The following is a 17483-nucleotide window of genomic DNA, read 5'->3' as shown; positions in this document are numbered from 1 at the left end:
AACTCCCTCCTGAAACCCCAAATAACGCGCGTAGCTTAAGCTTAGTATTTAGGCGTCCATTTCATATCATCCACCGCTTGAGCCACGTCTTGAATTGGTTCTTGATTCAAGTTGGCCGCCACGGCAGCTTTGGCAGTGGCTACGGCAACGGTTCTGGAGAACACGTCTAATTTGCTGACGGGTGGTAAGACGGCGGCACCGGGTTTAGTGGTATCCACAATGCCCCCTAAAGAATGGGCGGCGGCACTGATCATATCGTCGGTCAATAACTTAGCGGATACGGCAATGGTCCCAAAGGCTAAACCGGGATAAACCAAGGCGTTATTAGCCTGGCCGATTTCGTAAGTGGTCCCTTTGTAAACCACTGGGGCACTGGGAATCCCTGTAGCTACCAAGGCATGACCGTCCGTCCACTGAATCAAATCAGCCGCACTGGCTTCAATCAACTTGGTGGGATTAGAGATTGGGAAGATGATCGGCCGTTTGGTGGCGCTAGCCATTGCCTTGATGGCCGCTTCCGTGAAGGCACCATGCTGCGTGGAAGTCCCCACTAGAATGGTGGGGTGCACGGCTTTGATGACGGTTTCCAGATTGGTCAAGGTGTTTGCATTGGCAAACTCACTGCGCTTTCTGGCAAAGGGTTTTTGTTCTGGCGTGAGATCTGGGGTATCTTCAAATAATAGGCCTTGCTTGTCCACCAGATAAAAATGCTGTTTGGCTTCTTCAGGTGTCAGGCCTTCGACGATCATTTCGTCATAGATGCGTTTGACGATCCCGGCCCCGGCAGTGCCAGCCCCAAAGGAGAGGTATTTTTGGTCGGTGAGTTTTTCACCGGAAATCTTCAAGGCCCCTAAAATACCCGCCAAAACGATGATGCCGGTGCCTTGGATGTCGTCGTTGAAGGTGGTGATCTTGTCTTTATATTTGTCTAGGATTTTAGCGGCATTGCTGCGGCCAAAGTCTTCCCAATGCAAGTAGACTTTAGGGAACAGGTCTTCAACGACTTCAACGAATTGGTCGATGAAATCGTCGTATTGAGCCCCCCGGGTCCGTTGATGCCGATTGCCCAGATACATGGGATCATCTAATAGGCTTTGGCGGTTAGTGCCGGCATCAATGACCACAGGTAGGACTTGGCGGGGGTCCAGGCCAGCGGCGGCGGTATAAACCATCAGCTTACCCACAGAGATATCCACACCTTGAACACCCCAGTCGCCGATACCTAAGATACCTTCCGCATCGCTGACCACGATCAGGCGAATATCCCGACCGTCAGCACCGTTTTGTAGGGCGGATTTCATGTTTTTAGGATCATCTACGGATAAATACACGGCATCTTGGGTTTGCACGAACAGATGGCTGTAGTTTTCAATGGTCTCAGCGATGGTTGGGTCATAAACGATGGGCATGAATTCAGCCACATGTTGGGCGAATAAATAGAAGAATAGGGTACGATTTTCATTGAAGATTTGCATTAAGAACAGGCGCTTTTCTAAGTCATTGACCTTGGTTTGGTATTGGGCATAGACTTGTTGGGCCTGTTCAGCAATGGTTTGCACACGGGGTGGAATCAGGCCATTAAGCCCCAGATCGTCTCGTTCCGCTTGGGTGAAACCAGTGCCTTTATTTAAAAATGGGTTATTTAATATTTCTCTTGCTTGCATAATATGTGCTCCCTTCGAAGACTAACTTTTTTGTTGATGGTGTCAGTATAGAACCTTATAAAAAATATAGTCAAACAGGGTAGTCATTATAAATATTCATTATAAGAGGCCGCCTCAGCTAACAGATTTGTCATATAAGACCATTTTGAGGCCTTTTAATGGTATAACCATGAAGTAGTTGCAACCAGTTAAGGATTATTGCTATGATGAGTTGTGGTAAAATAAATTGTAACGATTATTTATAGAAGAAGGAATTTGTTTGATAACGGTCAAAGCACCAGGGAAGCTGTACATTGCCGGGGAGTATGCGGTCGTAGAACCGGGGATGCCCGCAATTATCGTGGCCCTTGATCAGTTCGTGACAGTTTCCATCACCCAAAGTGATGAAATTGGCAGTATTGAATCAAAACAGTATCAGGAAAACTCACTGTATTGGCGCCGCAACGGGGACAAGATGGTATTTGATAATCGGGATAATCCCTTCCATTACATTCTCTCGGCCATCCGTTTCACGGAACAATACGCGTTAGAACAAGGTAAAAAATTAAAATTATTCAAACTAAATATCAATTCCCAACTAGATTCCGAAGATGGCCGCAAGTACGGCCTGGGCAGTTCCGCCGCCGTCACGGTGGGGACCGTCAAGGCTTTGTGTCAATTCTATGGTTTAGTTCTATCTAAGGATGAGATTTATAAGCTTTCCGCCATTGCCCATCTGGATGTCCAAGGTAACGGTTCTTTAGGGGACATTGCCGCCAGTGTCTATGGGGGGTGGATCGCTTATCGCTCCTTCAACCATGGCTGGCTGCGGGCCCAACGCCATGTGGCGACCCTCAGCCAACTTTTAGACATGAAGTGGCCGGATTTAGATGTTCAGATGCTCCAGCCTCCCCGGGATTTGGAGTTGATGATCGGCTGGACCGGCTCACCGGCCTCCACCTCCCAATTGGTGGATAAAATCACCATTGCCACCGCCACGCGCCATGAGGCTTATTTGCAATTTCTTAAAGCTTCTAAAGCCTGCGTCACCGCCATGATCCAGGGCTTTGAAACAGGGGATTTGGCCGAAATCCAACACCAAATCACCATCAATCGCCGCTTGCTTCAGGAACTCAGTACTTTAAGTGAAGTTTCCATTGAAACCACGTTATTGAAGCAAATGTGTGACTTAGCCGAAGCCGGCGGCGGGGCCGCCAAGACCTCCGGGGCCGGTGGGGGCGATTGTGGCATCACCATCATTTCTCAGCAAGTCAACACCCAAGCCATCCGCGACCAATGGCAATTAGTGGGGGTAGAACCCTTAGATTTAAAAGTCCATGAAGTGGCGGATATGACCATTGATTAAACGTTAGTATAAAAATAGCGCTCTAGAACAGCTAAACGGCTGCACTAGGGCGCTTTTTGGTATAATAAGGCTATCTGACAACAAAGGGGGAATCGGGGATGGCTGTTACAATTAAACGTTATGTGGATACCTCGGAAAATCAAACCCAAGTGGCCGCCTACCAACTGCAAGATCAGCGTTATACCGGCGGGCCCACGTCGGTTATCACCCGCTCAGCGGGCAAGTCCAATCGCTTTCCCATGATGATTTACCGGGCCAATTTGCTGGTGGGCTTTTTTTGTCTCCATGTCAAGGACGGCCCGCAACTATATGGCGGCCGCTTTGAAACAGATATTTTGTTACGGGCATTGTCGGTGGATGACCGCTACCGGGGCCAGCATATTGCCTTACAAGCTATGTTAGCCCTACCCCAATATGTGGCCCAACACTTTCCGGGGATTCAGCGCATTATATTGGCAGTCAATGCCAACAATACCGCGGCCCAGGCTTTGTATTTTAAAGCCGGCTTTCGGGATGATGGCCAGCGCCGGGATAGCGAAATTGGGACTTTATGGATTTTAAAAAAAGATGTTTGAGCCTAGTTGGTATTTGATAAGGGGGCATGATTAAATGGGACAATTAATTTTTTATGGCGCTATCAGCTTAGATGGTTATTTGGCGGGGGTCGATGATGATTTGAGCTGGTTGTTGACCACGCCAGAAGGGGATGGCAGTACTTACCCCGCTTTTTACAAAACCATTGGTATCACGGCCATGGGGCGTCGGACCTATGAAGCCAGCAAGTATTATCTCAAAGATGACCTGCTCTATCCCGATAAGGAAAACTATGTCTTTTCCCGGCAACCGAAGCTGCAATTGCCCGATGCTAAAGTCATTCATGACGATCCGGCGGTATTTCTCACCCAGCTAAAAGCCACTCGATCTGAGGCGATTTGGTTGGTGGGCGGCGGACAATTGCTTAAAGTCGCCACCCAAGCCAATTTGGTGGACCAGTGGATCATTCAAATCGCCCCAGTCCTGTTGGGCCAAGGTATCCCGTTGTTCCAGGATACCAGCTACCAACAGCGGCTAAAACTAACGGCGGTGAGCCGTTTTGGGGAATTCGCTGAATTGCGTTATACAGTGCCCAAATAAAGAAGCCCCTTGCCAACAGCATGGATAGGTTGCTGGCAAGGGGCTTTTTGGATGGGTAATTTATTGAGATGATACAGATGAATTCGTAATGCAATCAAAAAGCCTGTAAACCATTGATACTCTAGGCTCACAGGTTCTTATATGGTATAATTTCAGCAGCAAAGAAGTTAGAGACGGTTGGCAAATCTAATTAAGAGGGTGGTTCTTATGGGTATATAGCTCATAGTACCCAGCATTCCGATGAAAGGAGGCGCCATTTTGTTCACATTTGGGCTATTAACCATTGCCTTGATTGGTGCATTTACGGCATTCAATTTAGCAGTTGCAAAGCTGCTGAATTCAGTGACGCAGCTGATCAAAGCATGGCGAAGACTCAAAAAAAGGATAAAATAAAAGACCGCCTTCATAACTTTTGCAGAGTTAAAGCGGTCTTTTAACGCAAAATCTGTCACCGTCTTAAACGGCTTTGTGATTGGCGCTGGGTTGTTGATGCAACCTGGCGCTTTTTGTATAGCCATATTATAGCATACTATGGCTAAGATTTGTTTCTAGCAATCAAAAATCAATTCGCTTTTGGGAATTTTCTGAATGACGTTATATCGTGCCCAAATAAAGAAGCCCGACATCAGGACCCGCTGGGCTGGGTGATGTAGAGCTTTGGTTAAGTACAATTATTGAAATGATGGCGTCGGCCGGGTGGAGATCAAGGCATTTAGGCCAAAGGCGACGATAAAACCGATGGTCGTCAATAAGATGCCGAAAGTTACAAAAGTGGCGCCACGAAGGAAAAGATACGCTGCAAAGGTACTCAAAGCACCAAAGCCCAGCAGGATGTTAATGATGATGCCCGCAATTTTAGCGGCTTTGTTGGAGAATCTCAGCAATAGTAAGTTGATGAGTTGCAGACCAAGCATAAAGCTTAAGGTAACGAAGAAATTTTCGTTAAACAACTGACTAGCGCTACTGCCAATTGGGTCTAGGGATGGTAGAAAAATGAATAGGATAGCGGCTAAAGACGAGATACCAATGGCTATTTTTAAAAACCGAGTGGTACGGGACACTTTTCTCACCTCTTTCTTAATAATAATTATATCATGAGAAAATGATTAAAACTACCGTTATTTATGCTGATATAACAGTTAGAAAATGCGTTGACCTGTACTAGTACAGGGTGCGAAAATTCAGCCAAACTAAAAAATCGCCCTGCTAGTTTAGGCGAGTTAGGGACGATTTTGTGGTATTAACCAATGCCACCGTTAAATGAATGGCGTTGAGCTTAGCGCGGGGTTGTTGACGCAACCGGGCGCTTTTTATATAGCCAGATGATAGCATAACAGAGCTGAAATCTGTTGTTAGAAATCAAACATCAATCTCCATGGCGATACAGGTGAATGTTATCTAATCCAAAGATCCGGTCACTGAAGCTATCGGGTTGTTGGTCATCATAGACTTCCCGCATCATTTCCAGGCGGGAATCCATCAGGTCTAATTGGTGGAGCAAGATAGCTTCGGGAATGGCGGGTTTAATGGCCGCGCCCCATTCTAGGCGGCCGTGGTGGGACAAGACCATGTGGCGTAACAATAAGAACTTCTCATTGGCCAGCAATTGGCCATAGCTTAAGTTGAAGACTTTGACGCCCTCAGCCACCAATAAGCCGTCGACGATGGCCACGTGTTCTAAGAGCTGGCCGGCTTTACTTTCGGCGTGGTCATGGCTATTGGTGTAGGCATAGGCTTTGCCCAGGTCGTGGAGCAAGACGCCGGCATACAGAAGGCTGGGGTTGATCTGGTCTTGATAAATGGTGTTTTTCAAAATACCCTCGGCTTCAAAACACATGGATAGGGTATGGGTGTATAAACCGCCGATGAAGGCATGATGCATGCGGATGGCCGCAGGCATGTCAAACAACGGATCCACAATATCTTGAGCCACTTGTTTGTACAGGTCACTGACGATTTTTTGATAGTCCGGGTCGGTGATCTTTTTAATGAAGTAACGCATGTCTTCTTTTAAAGTATTTTTATCCCAATAGGAACTGGGCAGGTAGTTGGCCAGGGTTTGGTCGGCGGCTAACTTTAAATTTTTTTCATCTAAGACAAATTGCAGATTGTCCTGATAATCATTACGTTTGCCGCTGAAAGTCACGATTTTGTTATTGAAATGGCGCATATTTTCCGACGCATCCCAAACTTTAAAGGGGATGCGTTTTGCTTTGGTGGTCAAAAAGCCGCTGGCATAGGGCTTGCCACTACTGCCGGCCCGCAAGTCAACTTCTTGAAACAACGCCGTGCCCTGGGTCGTTTGACCATTATCGATATCATAAAAAGCCATCTTATCACCTCATTGCAACCGATTGAAGTACTTTCTTCAAAGTTACCAGTCTTTGGGGCGAGATGCAATGTGTGTTGGGTCACAGCTCAAAACTGCGGACCAATTTCGGGCTGAGTTTGGTGATGGCCACGTAGGTCCCATACCCTAAAAGCACCCCGAGACAGTTGGTGATCACGTCGTTGATATCCACCCAGCGCTTAATGTCAAAAAGGGCACCGAAGAGCAGTTGGCTGCTTTCAATGGTCACACCGCAGATTAGGCCGGCTTTGAGGCTGAGGGCTAAACTAGGTTGTTTAACCAGCAGGCTTAAATAAATCCCCAGGGGAATCGTCATCAAGATGTTTAGGAAAAAGCCCAGGTCGATTTTGTAAAAGGGGATGAAGTTGGCGGGGACCCGGCCCAGCAACCAGGTGGGCTGCAGGTCATTTAAGGCTGCCCAGCTGATTTGACTGGGGGTAAAACATAACAGGTCTAAGGCCGCCAAGTAGACCACCACCGTTGTCAAAACAAAGCGCTGAGTCCCAGTGAAGTGGGCAGTCTTCAAGCGAGTGATGGCCAAGGAGATCAATGCAAAAATCAAAATAACGGGAAAATATTGCCAAGCACTTGTCATGAAAACACAGCCTTTCCATTAGAAAATTACTAAAATATTCGGGAACTAAGTCTAATAATTAGTATATTAGGCTTTTTTAGCATTTCTGTTATGTTTTTACCGATTCAATGTGATTTTTGCGTGAATATTTATTAAGAATATGACCAAATTAGGTAAAACACGAACATTAAAATTAGAAAACGGGTAATTATATGGATTTATCATTGACATATCAGTTTGACACCGTTAAACTAAAAATACCAAATATTCAAAAGGGGAGTCGTCTACAGTGGAAAAAGTTGCCCTAGTGATGGGCTCAAAATCTGATTGGGAAACCATGAAAAATGCGGCGGACCAGTTAACCGATTTCGGAATAGCCTTTAACAAACAAGTGATTTCAGCCCATCGTATGCCAGATGAGATGTTTGATTTTGCCAAGAATGCCCGGGGAAAAGGGATTCAAGTGATTATTGCCGGTGCCGGTGGGGCTGCCCACTTGCCGGGGATGATCGCCGCCAAAACCACCCTACCTGTAATTGGGGTTCCGGTTAAAACACGAACATTAAATGGCGTCGATTCGTTACTTTCAATTGTCCAAATGCCCGGGGGGGTGCCCGTGGCCACCGTGGCCATCGGCGCTGCCGGTGCCAAGAACGCCGCCATCCTAGCCGCAGAAATATTGAGCCTCCAAGATGAGCACTTGCAACAGGTCCTAGTTGATTTCAGAGAAAAACAGGCCCAAGCCAGCCGAGAAAGTAGTGACCAACTTGTTTAAACAGCAGGCAATTTTACCACCGGCCACCATCGGGATCATCGGTGGAGGCCAATTAGGCCAAATGATGGCGCTCAGTGCCAAGAGCATGGGCTACAAGGTGGGGGTTTTAGACCCCACGCCAGATTGTCCCACCGCCCAAGTTTGCGACTTTCAAATCGTCGCCGACTACGATGACCAAGGGGCCATCAATGACCTAATCGCTAAAAGTGACGTGTTAACTTATGAATTCGAGAATGTCTCCACTGAAACGTTAAGCCAACTTTCTAAGCAACAATTACCCCAAGGCGTGGAACTCTTAGCCATCACCGGGGATCGTTGGCAGGAAAAGAACTTCTTGCACCAACAGGGCATTCCCACCGTCCCCTTTGCCAAAGTCACCGATGCCGCCAGCTTCCAAGACGCTGTGGCCACCATCGGCCTGCCGGCCATTTTAAAAACCAGTGAAGGGGGCTATGACGGCCACGGCCAACAAGACATCAACAGTGCCGCCGACTATGACGCTGCCGCCAAGCTCTACCAACAAGTTCCTTGCATCCTGGAGGGCCGCATCAGCTTTGACAAAGAAGTCTCCGTCATGGTGACCCAAACCAATGCCGGCGTGATCCGCACCTTCCCCGTGGCTGAAAATCAGCACCGCGACCACATTCTCCACACTAGCATCATCCCCGCCCGAATCCCCGACAGCGTGGTGGCCCAAATAAAAACCTACGCCACCAAGGTGGCCCAAGGCTTAGAGCTGGCCGGGGTTTTAGGCATCGAGTGCTTTGTGACCAAGGACCAACAAGTGGTGGTCAATGAATTGGCCCCTCGGCCCCATAATTCCGGGCACTACAGCATTGAAGCCTGCAATGTTTCCCAATTTGAAGCCCATATCCGCAGTATTTGTGGCTTACCGATCCCCGAGATCCACCAACTCAAACCCGCGGTGATGTTCAACTTATTAGGGGACGAATTGATTCGCGCCCGTCAGGCGTTGGTAACCCGGCCGGATTGGCATTTCCATGATTATGGGAAAGCTGAGATTCGCCCTAAACGAAAATTGGGGCATGTGACCTTAGTGGGTAATAACTTAGAGACGTTAATTCAAGAAGCACAGGATTTCGAAAATCAGGAGGGTAATTTTGAAAAAAGCAGCATTACTTTATGAAGGCAAAGCTAAGAAAATGTACGCCACCGACGATGAACAAGTTGTTTGGGCCGAATATATCGACCAGGCCACTGCCTTGAACGGGGCTAAAAAAGTCGCCATCGCCCACAAAGGTACGTTAAACAACCAAATCTCCGGTCATATCTTCAACTACTTAAAGACCCAGGGCATTGAATCAGCCTTTATCCAACAAATGTCTGAAACCGAACAGATCATGAAAAAAGTCCAAATCATTCCCCTGGAAACTGTCGTCCGCAACTTAGCATCTGGTCATTTTGAAACCAAGTTTAACGTGGCCCACCTCATGAAATTCAAACAACCCATCGTGGAATTCTATTATAAGAGTGACGCCTTAGACGACCCCTTCATCAACGATGCCCAGATCGTGGCTCTAGACATCGCCACCCCGGCCCAAATCGCGGAATTGAAACAAAAGGCTTTGACCGTCAATACCGCCTTAAAGCAATTCTTTGCTGATATTGATATCACCTTAGTGGACTTCAAGTTGGAATTTGGCCTGGACTTTGAAGGCAACATTTTACTGGCTGACGAAATTTCCCCAGACACCGCCCGACTCATTGACCAGAAGACGGGCAAGTCCTTAGACAAAGATGTTTTCCGCAAGGGCTTAGGGGACTTACGCCCAGGTTATGAAGAAGTTTTGAAACGCATTGAAGATAAGGAGCGTGCGATCAATGTACTTGGCTAAAATCTATGTGACTTATAAACCCTCGATCCTGGATCCTAAAGGCGAATCCATCAAATCCGCTTTACATCGCCTAGCTTATGAAAATGTGGCCGACGTCACCATGGGGAAATATTTCGAATTGAAATTGACCGGTGTGGACCAAGACGACGTGGCGGCCCAAGTCAAAGATATCTGTGACAAGTTATTGGTGAACGTCAACATGGAAACTTATCGCTTTGAAATTGAAGCATTGGAGGCGGTCTAATGCGCTTTGCCGTGATCGTATTCCCAGGTTCTAACTGTGACGAAGATATGTATCATGCCGTGGTGGACCAATTGGGTGAAAGTGCCCAATTATTGCCCCACACCGCCACTAGCCTTGCTGGTTTTGACGGGGTCTTGATCCCCGGGGGCTTTTCCTACGGGGATTACCTGCGCTGTGGCGCCATTGCCCGTTTCTCTCCCATCATGCCTGCCATCATCGACTTTGCCAACCAAGGCGGCCTGGTCTTAGGCGTCTGCAATGGCTTTCAAGTCCTCACCGAAGCTGGCCTCTTACCTGGGGCTTTACATGAAAACACCAGCTTAGAATTCATTTGTAAAGATACCGAATTAAAGATCACCAATCCTAACACCCGCTTTACCAGTGCCTATACCACGGACACCATTACCCTGCCCATCGCCCATGGGGAAGGCAATTACTATTGTGACCCCGACACCTTAGCCCAAATGCAGGCCAATGGCCAAATCGTGTTCACTTATACGGATAATCCCAATGGCAGTGTGGCCGACATCGCCGGTATCACCAACGCTCAGGGCAATGTGTTAGGCATGATGCCCCATCCTGAACGGGCCGTGGAAGCTTTGTTAGGCTTAACGGATGGTTTAGGACTGTTTGAAAGTATGGCCCAAGCAACTAAAACCGCTTTGTAATTTATATAAGGAGACCAATAAAACAATGATTAATCCCACAAAACTGGAACTGACACCTGAAGAAATCAAGGCTCAAAAACCTTATTTAGCTTGGAGCATGACCGATAGTGAATATGAGTTGGCTTGTACCATGTTAGGGCGCCTGCCCAACTACACAGAAACGGGTTTGTTCGCCGTGATGTGGAGTGAACATTGTTCTTATAAAAATTCCAAACCGGTTTTAAAACAATTCCATACCACCGGCAAACAAGTCCTCCAAGGGCCTGGGGAAGGGGCTGGGATCGTGGAAATTGGCGATGGCCAAGCCGTGGTCTTTAAAGCCGAAAGCCACAACCACCCGTCTGCTGTGGAACCCTATGAAGGGGCCGCCACTGGTGTGGGGGGAATCATCCGGGATATCTTCTCCATGGGGGCCCAACCCATTGCCGTGTTAGACAGCCTGCGCTTTGGGGAATTAGACAATCCCCGGACCAAGTATTTGATGTCCCAAGTGGTCAAAGGCATTGCCGATTATGGCAACTGCATCGGCCTGCCCACTGTAGGCGGGGAAACCAGTTTTGATGCCACCTACGAAGGCAATCCCTTGGTCAACGCTATGTGTGTGGGTATCCTAGACCAAAAAGACATGCAAGTGGGTCAGGCTAAAGGCAGTGACAACAGCATCATTTATGTGGGGGCTAAAACTGGCCGGGATGGCATTCACGGGGCTACTTTTGCCAGTGAAGAATTCAGTGACGACACGGAAAGTGACCGCTCTGCTGTCCAAGTGGGGGATCCCTTCATGGAAAAACTCTTGATGGATGCTTGCGTAGAAGTGGTGCGCCACCACAAGGAAGCTTTAGTGGGGATCCAAGACATGGGCGCTGCTGGGTTAGTGTCATCTTCGGCGGAAATGGCTTCTAAAGCCGGCACCGGCATGGTCTTGAACTTAGACCTGGTCCCCGTGCGGGAAAGCGGCATGACCCCTTATGAAATGATGTTATCCGAATCCCAAGAACGCATGCTGTTGTGTGTGAATCAAGGGTATGAACAAGAAATTTTAGACGTGTTCGACCGGTTTGGCCTGGATGCGGTGAAGATTGGCCATGTGACCACGGATAAAGCTTACCGCCTGTATCATCAAGGGGCGTTGGTTTGTGATGTCCCAGTGGATGACTTAGTGTCTAACGCGCCGGTTTACCATCGGCCTAAGCAAGTCCCTGCCCGCTTGGTGGCCCCAGAACCTACCCAATTCCAACCGGACGTAACTGATTTAGCGAAGACCTTCTACCAATTACTCGCTCAACCCACCATTGCCTCTAAGGCCTCGATTTATGGGACTTATGATACCCAAGTCCGGACCAATACCGTAGTGAAACCTGGTAGTGATGCGGCAGTTTTGCGGATCCGGGGCACGAAAAAAGCCCTGGCCATGGATATGGACGGTAACGCCCGTTATATCTACTTGGACCCTAAAGTCGGCGGCGCCATCGCCGTGGCGGAAGCGGCCCGCAACTTAGTGGCTGCAGGGGCTAAACCCCTAGCCATGACCGATTGCTTGAACTATGGCAATCCGGAAAAACCAGAACACTTTTATGAATTAGCAACCAGTGCCCAGGGGATGACTGAGGCTTGCAAAATGCTGGACACCCCGGTGATTTCTGGGAACGTTTCTTTATATAACGAAACCAACGGCCAAGCCATTTACCCAACACCGGTGGTGGGCATGGTGGGCTTGATCAAAGATACTAAAGATATTCAAACCTTAGCTTTCAAGGCTGCTGGAGATCTGGTTTACCTGGTGGGCCAAACCACCGCCGGCTTTAACGGCTCTGAAATCCAGAAACTACAAACTGGCAAAATTAGTGGGGCACTCTTTGACTTCGACCTCCAGGCTGAAGCCGACAACCAAGCCGTGATGTTACAGGCGATTCAAGCTGGTTTAACCCAAGGGGTCCATGATATTTCTAAGGGGGGCTTATTGACAGCCTTAGCTGAAAGCAGCTTCCAAAGTCAAGGTCATTTAGGGGCGACCATCGATTGGGATCTTGATCCCGCTTGGTTGTTTTCTGAAAGCCAATCCCGCTTCTTAGTCACCGTTAAACCCGCCCAAGCTGCTGCATTTGAAGCTTTATTGGGGGCTAAAGCCCAATTATTGGGTGAAGTAACCGCTGCGCCAACCTTAACCATTCACACCGGCAACGCAACCGAAATTATTGATTTGAACCAGGCCAAAGCCATTTGGGAGGATGCTATTCCATGCCTTATGAAGTAAAGAGTTTAAATGAAGAATGTGGTGTTTTCGGTATCTGGGGGCAACCCCAAGCCAGTGATGTGACCTATTATGGCCTCCACGCCCTGCAACATCGGGGCCAAGAAGGTGCGGGGATCACGTCTAAGGATGGGCATGAATTAAAGAACGTCCGAGGACTTGGGTTACTCAGCGAAGTCTTCAGAGACCCGGAACGCTTAGCCAGTCTCACTGGGGATGCGGCCATTGGCCACGTGCGTTACACCACTTCTGGCAGTAAGAGTTTGGATAACATTCAACCGTTGATGTTTCATTTTACCGATGGGGATATGTCCTTGGCCCACAATGGCAATCTCACCAATGCCTTTAGTTTGAAAAAACGCCTGGAAAATGAGGGGGCTATTTTCCATACCACCTCGGACACAGAAATTTTGATCCACTTATTGCGCCGCTCTTCCCATACCAATTTTTTAGATAAGCTCAAGGAATCTTTGCGCACCGTGCGGGGGGGCTTTGCCTTCTTATTGATGACCGAGACCCATTTATACGCAGCGGTGGATCCCAACGGTTTGCGGCCATTGGTGTTAGGCCAGATGAAAACCGGCGCCTTTGTGGTGGCCAGTGAGACCTGTGCCTTGGATTCAGTGGGGGCCACGTTCATCCGGGATATCCAACCCGGTGAATTGATCATCATTGATGACGGGGGCTACAAGGTGGATTACTACACCAAAGACACCCAGTTGGCGATTTGTTCCATGGAATATGTGTATTTCGCCCGGCCGGATTCCGATATTCACGGGGTCAATGTCCATACCGCCCGCAAGGAAATGGGGCGCCTGTTGGCCCAAGAACAACCTGTGGATGCCGACATTGTGGTGGGGGTCCCTAATTCCTCCTTATCCGCAGCTTCTGGGTATGCGGAAGCCAGTGGCATCCCCTATGAAATGGGTTTGGTGAAAAACCAATATATCGCCCGGACCTTTATTCAACCCAATCAAGACATGCGGGAACGCAGCGTGCGCATGAAGCTATCCCCCGTCAAAGGGGTGGTGGCTGGTAAAAAGGTGGCCTTGATCGATGATTCCATCGTCCGGGGCACCACCAGTAAATATATCGTGCGCCTGTTGTTAGAAGCTGGGGCCAAGGAAGTCCATTTGCGCATTGCCTCCCCCGCTTTGAAATTCCCTTGTTACTATGGCATCGATATTCAAAGCACCGATGAATTGATCGCCGCCCATAAGAATGTGGCTGAAATGAATGCCTTCTTTGGCTCAGACTCTTTAGGTTTCTTGAGCGTGGAAAGCTTGATCAAGGCCATTGGCTTGAAGACTGATGCGCCTAACGGTGGGCTATGCGTGGCTTATTTCAACGGGGATTATCCCACGCCACTTTACGATTTTGAAGATGAATTACAAACGGAATTAAAACGCTTGAACTTAGAAAATCACGTGACCATTAAGGAGGGCTAATTTAAATGAGCCAAGATGCTTATAAGGCTGCTGGGGTAGATATTGCCGCCGGGGATGCGGCGGTGGCTAAGATCGCCGCCTTGACCAAGGATCAAAAGGACCCCCATGTATTAGGGGGCATCGGCGGTTTTGGAGCGCTGTACGAATTGCCCACTGATGTAAAACAGCCCGTCTTAGTTTCTGGCAGTGATGGGGTGGGCACCAAGCTTTTGGTGGCCATTGCCGCCCACAAGCACGATACCATCGGCGAAGACCTGGTGGCCATGTGTGTCAACGACATTTTGGCCCAGGGGGCAAAACCTTTATACTTCCTAGATTATTTAGGGATCCACGGGGTAGACCCGGCGGCGGTGGCCGAAATCGTGGCCGGAGTACAAGCCGGCTGTGCCAAGGGGCAACTGGCCTTAATTGGCGGTGAAACCGCAGAAATGCCCGACATGTACGCCCCAGATCATTACGATTTGGCGGGCTTTGCCGTGGGGTTGGTGGCCAAGGCCAAAATGCTGACACCGGACAAGGTGGCGGCCGGCGACGTCCTCCTTGGTCTGCCAAGTTCTGGCTTACATTCCAATGGCTTCTCCTTGATCCGCCAATTGTTGTTTAAAGACCATGATTTTAAATTAGATGCCCTTATCCCAGCATTAGGCCAAGATTTAGCCAGTGTTTTATTGACCCCAACTCGGATTTACACGCCGGACTTATTGCCCTTATTGCAACAGGACCTGATTGCGGCGGCTGCCCATATCACCGGCGGTGGCTTGGTGGAAAACCTGCCCCGGGCGATCCCGGCTGACTTAGCCGTGACCATTGACTGGGATGCTTGGCAAGTGCCAGCGGTCTTTACTTGGTTACAAGCTTTAGGTCAACTGACGGCCCAAGATATGTTGCAGACCTTTAATTTAGGGATCGGCATGACCTTAATGGTCCATCCTAAAAATTTAGCAGCGGTGACCCAATGCTTCAAACAGGCCGGTACCACTTACTTTGAACTAGGTCAGGTGACGGCTCGAAATAAGTCAGCGGTTGAATTCACAGGAAAGGCTCAGGTATAATGAGAAAAATTGCCATTTTTGCTTCCGGTACCGGGACTAACTTTGTAGCCCTGGTCCAGGCAATCAAAGCCCGCCAATTACCCGCACAGGTGGTATTATTGGTATGTGACCACCAAGATGCCCCGGTGTTACAGCGGGCCCAAGCATTTAATATTCCCAGTTTTGTCATTAATTTCAAAGATTACGCTAATAAAGCCGCCGCCGAAACGGCTATTTTGGCCGCCCTGCAAGCCCGGGACGTCCAGGCCATCTTATTGGCAGGCTACATGCGCATCATTGGCCCCACTTTATTAGCTGCTTATCCCAACAAAATCATCAATATCCACCCGGCCCTGCTGCCCAAGTTTCCTGGGGCCCACGGCATTGAAGATGCTTTTCAGGCCGGGGTCAAGGAAACTGGGGTGACCATTCATTTCATCGATGCGGGGGTAGATTCTGGCCCCATCATCGCCCAAAAAGCTGTCCCCGTGTTACCCACGGATGACTTAGACAGCTTAGAAACCCGGATCCATGCCACCGAACACGTTTTATATCCTGATGTCCTGGCAGATTTACTTAAAAAAGGAGCGCTATAACGATAATGAGAAGAGCTTTGCTGAGTGTTTCAGACAAAAGTAATTTGGTTGATTTCGCCAAACAATTAGTTGCCTTGGATTTTGAATTGATTTCCACTGGGGGCACCATGAAGGCCTTGGAGGCCGCGGGGGTGCCAGTTCAAAGTGTCGAAACCATCACCCATTTTCCGGAAATGCTGGACGGCCGGGTCAAGACCTTACATCCAGCGGTCCACGGTGGCTTGTTGGCCAAAAGAGATGATCCGGAACACATGGCCATGCTAGAAAAAGAAGACATTAAGCCTATTGATTTGGTCTGCGTGAACCTATATCCCTTCAAAGCAACCATTGAAAAACCAGACGTGACTCAAGCCCAAGCCATTGAAAATATTGACATTGGCGGCCCTTCGATGTTGCGCTCCGCGGCTAAAAACTACATATCTGTTTTACCCGTGGTGGATCCAAAAGACTATCCTGGTGTGATTAAAGCGTTACAACAGCAAACGGACACGCCAGAATATCGCCTAGGTTTAGCAGCCAAGGTCTTCCGGCATACCGCCGCTTATGACGCCTTGATCGCCCAATACTTCACCACGGAACCAGAACCGGAAAAATTGACCCTGACTTATGAAAAACGACAAAGCTTGCGTTATGGGGAAAATTCCCATCAAAAAGCCGCGTTTTACGTGGAACCTTTGGCTCAAAAGTATTCCTTAGCCAATGCCACTCAAGTCCACGGCAAAGAACTGTCTTATAACAACCTGCGGGATGCCAATGCGGCCTTGCAAATCATATCTGACTTCAATGATCAACCCGCTGTGGTGGCTTTAAAACATATGAATCCTTGCGGCATTGGTGTGGCAACGCAGTTAGTAGATGCTTGGCAAAAAGCCTATGAGTCTGATCCCATCTCGATTTTTGGGGGCATCATTGCCTTGAACCGGGAAGTGGACGCGGCTACGGCCACCGAAATGCATAAATTATTCTTAGAAATCATCATCGCCCCAAGTTTTTCCAGCGAAGCCTTAACCATTTTGGAAAAGAAGAAGAACTTACGGCTGTTGACCTTAGACTTTGAAGGGGCCAAATCTGCCGCCGACCGGGAAATCACCGGGATCATGGGGGGGATTTTGATCCAATCTGGGGACCAAGTGACTGAAAGTGCCAACGACTTTGAAGTGGTCAGCCAAAAACAGCCCACACCTGAACAACTGAAGGCCCTAGCCTTTGGGCAAACCACCGTTAAACACGTGAAGAGTAACGCCATTGTAGTGACCACCGCCGACCGGACATTAGGGATCGGGGCCGGTCAACAAAATCGGATCGATTCCGTGAAGATCGCGGTGGATAAGGCCAAAACGAAACCCCAATTTAAAGATGCAATTTTAGCCTCAGACGCCTTCTTCCCCATGGACGATAGCGTGGAATATGCGGCCAAACATGGCATTAGTGCCATCGTAGAACCTGGGGGCAGTATCAAAGATAAAGATTCCATCAAAAAAGCCGACGAACTGGGCGTGGCCCTAGTGTTCACCGGCGTACGTCATTTCAAACATTAGTTTGGGGAG

At 48.7% G+C, this 17483-nt stretch carries 18 protein-coding genes; 13 read left to right on the top strand and 5 right to left on the bottom strand.

Annotated features, from left to right (window positions below):
• Positions 1 to 41: 41 nt before the first annotated feature.
• Positions 42 to 1664: a malolactic enzyme gene (locus FC83_RS08555; RefSeq protein WP_057002646.1), complete on the bottom strand. Its 1623-nt coding sequence runs from the start codon at positions 1662 to 1664 to the stop codon at positions 42 to 44.
• 259 nt (positions 1665 to 1923) lie between these two features.
• On the opposite strand from FC83_RS08555, the gene FC83_RS08550 reads away from it, so the two are divergent.
• From FC83_RS08550 to FC83_RS08540, 3 genes are all read left to right on the top strand, one after another.
• Positions 1924 to 3009, top strand: coding sequence for a phosphomevalonate kinase (locus FC83_RS08550; protein WP_057002645.1), 1086 nt, complete (start codon positions 1924 to 1926; stop codon positions 3007 to 3009).
• Between the two features lie 98 nt (positions 3010 to 3107).
• The gene (locus FC83_RS08545; protein WP_081763122.1) at positions 3108 to 3584 is read left to right on the top strand and encodes a GNAT family N-acetyltransferase; all 477 of its coding nucleotides are present in this window, start codon (positions 3108 to 3110) and stop codon (positions 3582 to 3584) included.
• 34 nt (positions 3585 to 3618) lie between these two features.
• Complete coding sequence (locus FC83_RS08540) at positions 3619 to 4143, top strand: dihydrofolate reductase family protein (RefSeq protein ID WP_035454005.1); 525 nt, start codon at positions 3619 to 3621, stop codon at positions 4141 to 4143.
• Between the two features lie 167 nt (positions 4144 to 4310).
• Here FC83_RS08540 and FC83_RS08535 read toward each other — a convergent pair whose 3' ends face one another.
• The 4 genes from FC83_RS08535 to FC83_RS08520 all read right to left on the bottom strand — a co-directional run bounded on the left by FC83_RS08535 (position 4311) and on the right by FC83_RS08520 (position 7088).
• The gene (locus FC83_RS08535) at positions 4311 to 4661 is read right to left on the bottom strand and encodes a hypothetical protein (RefSeq protein ID WP_057002644.1); all 351 of its coding nucleotides are present in this window, start codon (positions 4659 to 4661) and stop codon (positions 4311 to 4313) included.
• A gap of 153 nt (positions 4662 to 4814) precedes the next feature.
• Positions 4815 to 5204 (bottom strand): hypothetical protein, encoded by a 390-nt coding sequence (locus FC83_RS08530; RefSeq protein WP_035454006.1) that lies wholly within the window; start codon positions 5202 to 5204, stop codon positions 4815 to 4817.
• A gap of 305 nt (positions 5205 to 5509) precedes the next feature.
• Positions 5510 to 6475 (bottom strand): 3'-5' exoribonuclease YhaM family protein, encoded by a 966-nt coding sequence (locus tag FC83_RS08525; protein WP_057002643.1) that lies wholly within the window; start codon positions 6473 to 6475, stop codon positions 5510 to 5512.
• Positions 6476 to 6554: 79 nt separating this feature from the next.
• Positions 6555 to 7088, bottom strand: coding sequence for a VanZ family protein (locus FC83_RS08520; RefSeq protein ID WP_035454014.1), 534 nt, complete (start codon positions 7086 to 7088; stop codon positions 6555 to 6557).
• 268 nt (positions 7089 to 7356) lie between these two features.
• On the opposite strand from FC83_RS08520, the gene purE reads away from it, so the two are divergent.
• The 10 genes from purE to purH are packed head-to-tail and all read left to right on the top strand — an operon-like array spanning position 7357 to position 17474.
• Complete coding sequence (purE, locus tag FC83_RS08515; protein WP_304503435.1) at positions 7357 to 7842, top strand: 5-(carboxyamino)imidazole ribonucleotide mutase; 486 nt, start codon at positions 7357 to 7359, stop codon at positions 7840 to 7842.
• Positions 7835 to 8989 (top strand): 5-(carboxyamino)imidazole ribonucleotide synthase, encoded by a 1155-nt coding sequence (gene purK / locus FC83_RS08510; RefSeq protein WP_152537759.1) that lies wholly within the window; start codon positions 7835 to 7837, stop codon positions 8987 to 8989. The genes purE and purK overlap by 8 nt, the downstream gene beginning before the upstream one ends.
• A complete protein-coding gene (gene purC / locus FC83_RS08505) occupies positions 8964 to 9698 on the top strand; it encodes a phosphoribosylaminoimidazolesuccinocarboxamide synthase (protein ID WP_057002642.1) in 735 nt (244 codons plus the stop codon). The genes purK and purC overlap by 26 nt, the downstream gene beginning before the upstream one ends.
• Positions 9685 to 9942, top strand: coding sequence for a phosphoribosylformylglycinamidine synthase subunit PurS (gene purS, locus FC83_RS08500; protein ID WP_035454020.1), 258 nt, complete (start codon positions 9685 to 9687; stop codon positions 9940 to 9942). Before purC ends, purS begins: the two co-directional genes overlap by 14 nt.
• On the top strand, positions 9942 to 10610 hold the full coding sequence (purQ, locus tag FC83_RS08495; RefSeq protein ID WP_035454025.1) for a phosphoribosylformylglycinamidine synthase subunit PurQ: 669 nt from the start codon (positions 9942 to 9944) through the stop codon (positions 10608 to 10610). The genes purS and purQ overlap by 1 nt, the downstream gene beginning before the upstream one ends.
• Positions 10611 to 10635: 25 nt before the next feature.
• On the top strand, positions 10636 to 12864 hold the full coding sequence (purL, locus tag FC83_RS08490) for a phosphoribosylformylglycinamidine synthase subunit PurL (RefSeq protein WP_035454028.1): 2229 nt from the start codon (positions 10636 to 10638) through the stop codon (positions 12862 to 12864).
• The gene (purF, locus tag FC83_RS08485) at positions 12849 to 14309 is read left to right on the top strand and encodes an amidophosphoribosyltransferase (RefSeq protein WP_035454030.1); all 1461 of its coding nucleotides are present in this window, start codon (positions 12849 to 12851) and stop codon (positions 14307 to 14309) included. Before purL ends, purF begins: the two co-directional genes overlap by 16 nt.
• A gap of 5 nt (positions 14310 to 14314) precedes the next feature.
• Complete coding sequence (purM, locus tag FC83_RS08480) at positions 14315 to 15361, top strand: phosphoribosylformylglycinamidine cyclo-ligase (RefSeq protein ID WP_035454032.1); 1047 nt, start codon at positions 14315 to 14317, stop codon at positions 15359 to 15361.
• The gene (gene purN, locus FC83_RS08475) at positions 15358 to 15936 is read left to right on the top strand and encodes a phosphoribosylglycinamide formyltransferase (protein ID WP_200868865.1); all 579 of its coding nucleotides are present in this window, start codon (positions 15358 to 15360) and stop codon (positions 15934 to 15936) included. The genes purM and purN overlap by 4 nt, the downstream gene beginning before the upstream one ends.
• 5 nt (positions 15937 to 15941) lie before the next feature.
• A complete protein-coding gene (gene purH / locus FC83_RS08470) occupies positions 15942 to 17474 on the top strand; it encodes a bifunctional phosphoribosylaminoimidazolecarboxamide formyltransferase/IMP cyclohydrolase (protein WP_201782549.1) in 1533 nt (510 codons plus the stop codon).
• Positions 17475 to 17483 lie beyond the last annotated feature (9 nt).

Origin of the sequence: Agrilactobacillus composti DSM 18527 = JCM 14202 (genome assembly GCF_001436375.1) — a bacterium.
Classification (GTDB): Bacteria; Bacillota; Bacilli; order Lactobacillales; family Lactobacillaceae; genus Agrilactobacillus; species Agrilactobacillus composti.
Note: the sequence above shows the minus strand (reverse complement) of the source record. Positions and strands in the feature narration are given on the sequence as shown.

Bases quoted from the DNA above. Each gene is read 5' to 3' on its own strand.
- purQ (WP_035454025.1), top strand. From the start codon at position 9,942: ATGCGCTTTGCCGTGATCGTATTCCCAGGTTCTAACTGTGACGAAGAT.
- FC83_RS08525 (WP_057002643.1), bottom strand. From the start codon at position 6,475: ATGGCTTTTTATGATATCGATAATGGTCAAACGACCCAGGGCACGGCG.
- purF (WP_035454030.1), top strand. From the start codon at position 12,849: ATGCCTTATGAAGTAAAGAGTTTAAATGAAGAATGTGGTGTTTTCGGT.
- FC83_RS08555 (WP_057002646.1), bottom strand. From the start codon at position 1,664: ATGCAAGCAAGAGAAATATTAAATAACCCATTTTTAAATAAAGGCACT.
- FC83_RS08520 (WP_035454014.1), bottom strand. From the start codon at position 7,088: ATGACAAGTGCTTGGCAATATTTTCCCGTTATTTTGATTTTTGCATTG.
- purM (WP_035454032.1), top strand. From the start codon at position 14,315: ATGAGCCAAGATGCTTATAAGGCTGCTGGGGTAGATATTGCCGCCGGG.
- purS (WP_035454020.1), top strand. From the start codon at position 9,685: ATGTACTTGGCTAAAATCTATGTGACTTATAAACCCTCGATCCTGGAT.
- FC83_RS08535 (WP_057002644.1), bottom strand. From the start codon at position 4,661: ATGGCTATACAAAAAGCGCCAGGTTGCATCAACAACCCAGCGCCAATC.
- FC83_RS08545 (WP_081763122.1), top strand. From the start codon at position 3,108: ATGGCTGTTACAATTAAACGTTATGTGGATACCTCGGAAAATCAAACC.
- purH (WP_201782549.1), top strand. From the start codon at position 15,942: ATGAGAAGAGCTTTGCTGAGTGTTTCAGACAAAAGTAATTTGGTTGAT.
- FC83_RS08540 (WP_035454005.1), top strand. From the start codon at position 3,619: ATGGGACAATTAATTTTTTATGGCGCTATCAGCTTAGATGGTTATTTG.
- purL (WP_035454028.1), top strand. From the start codon at position 10,636: ATGATTAATCCCACAAAACTGGAACTGACACCTGAAGAAATCAAGGCT.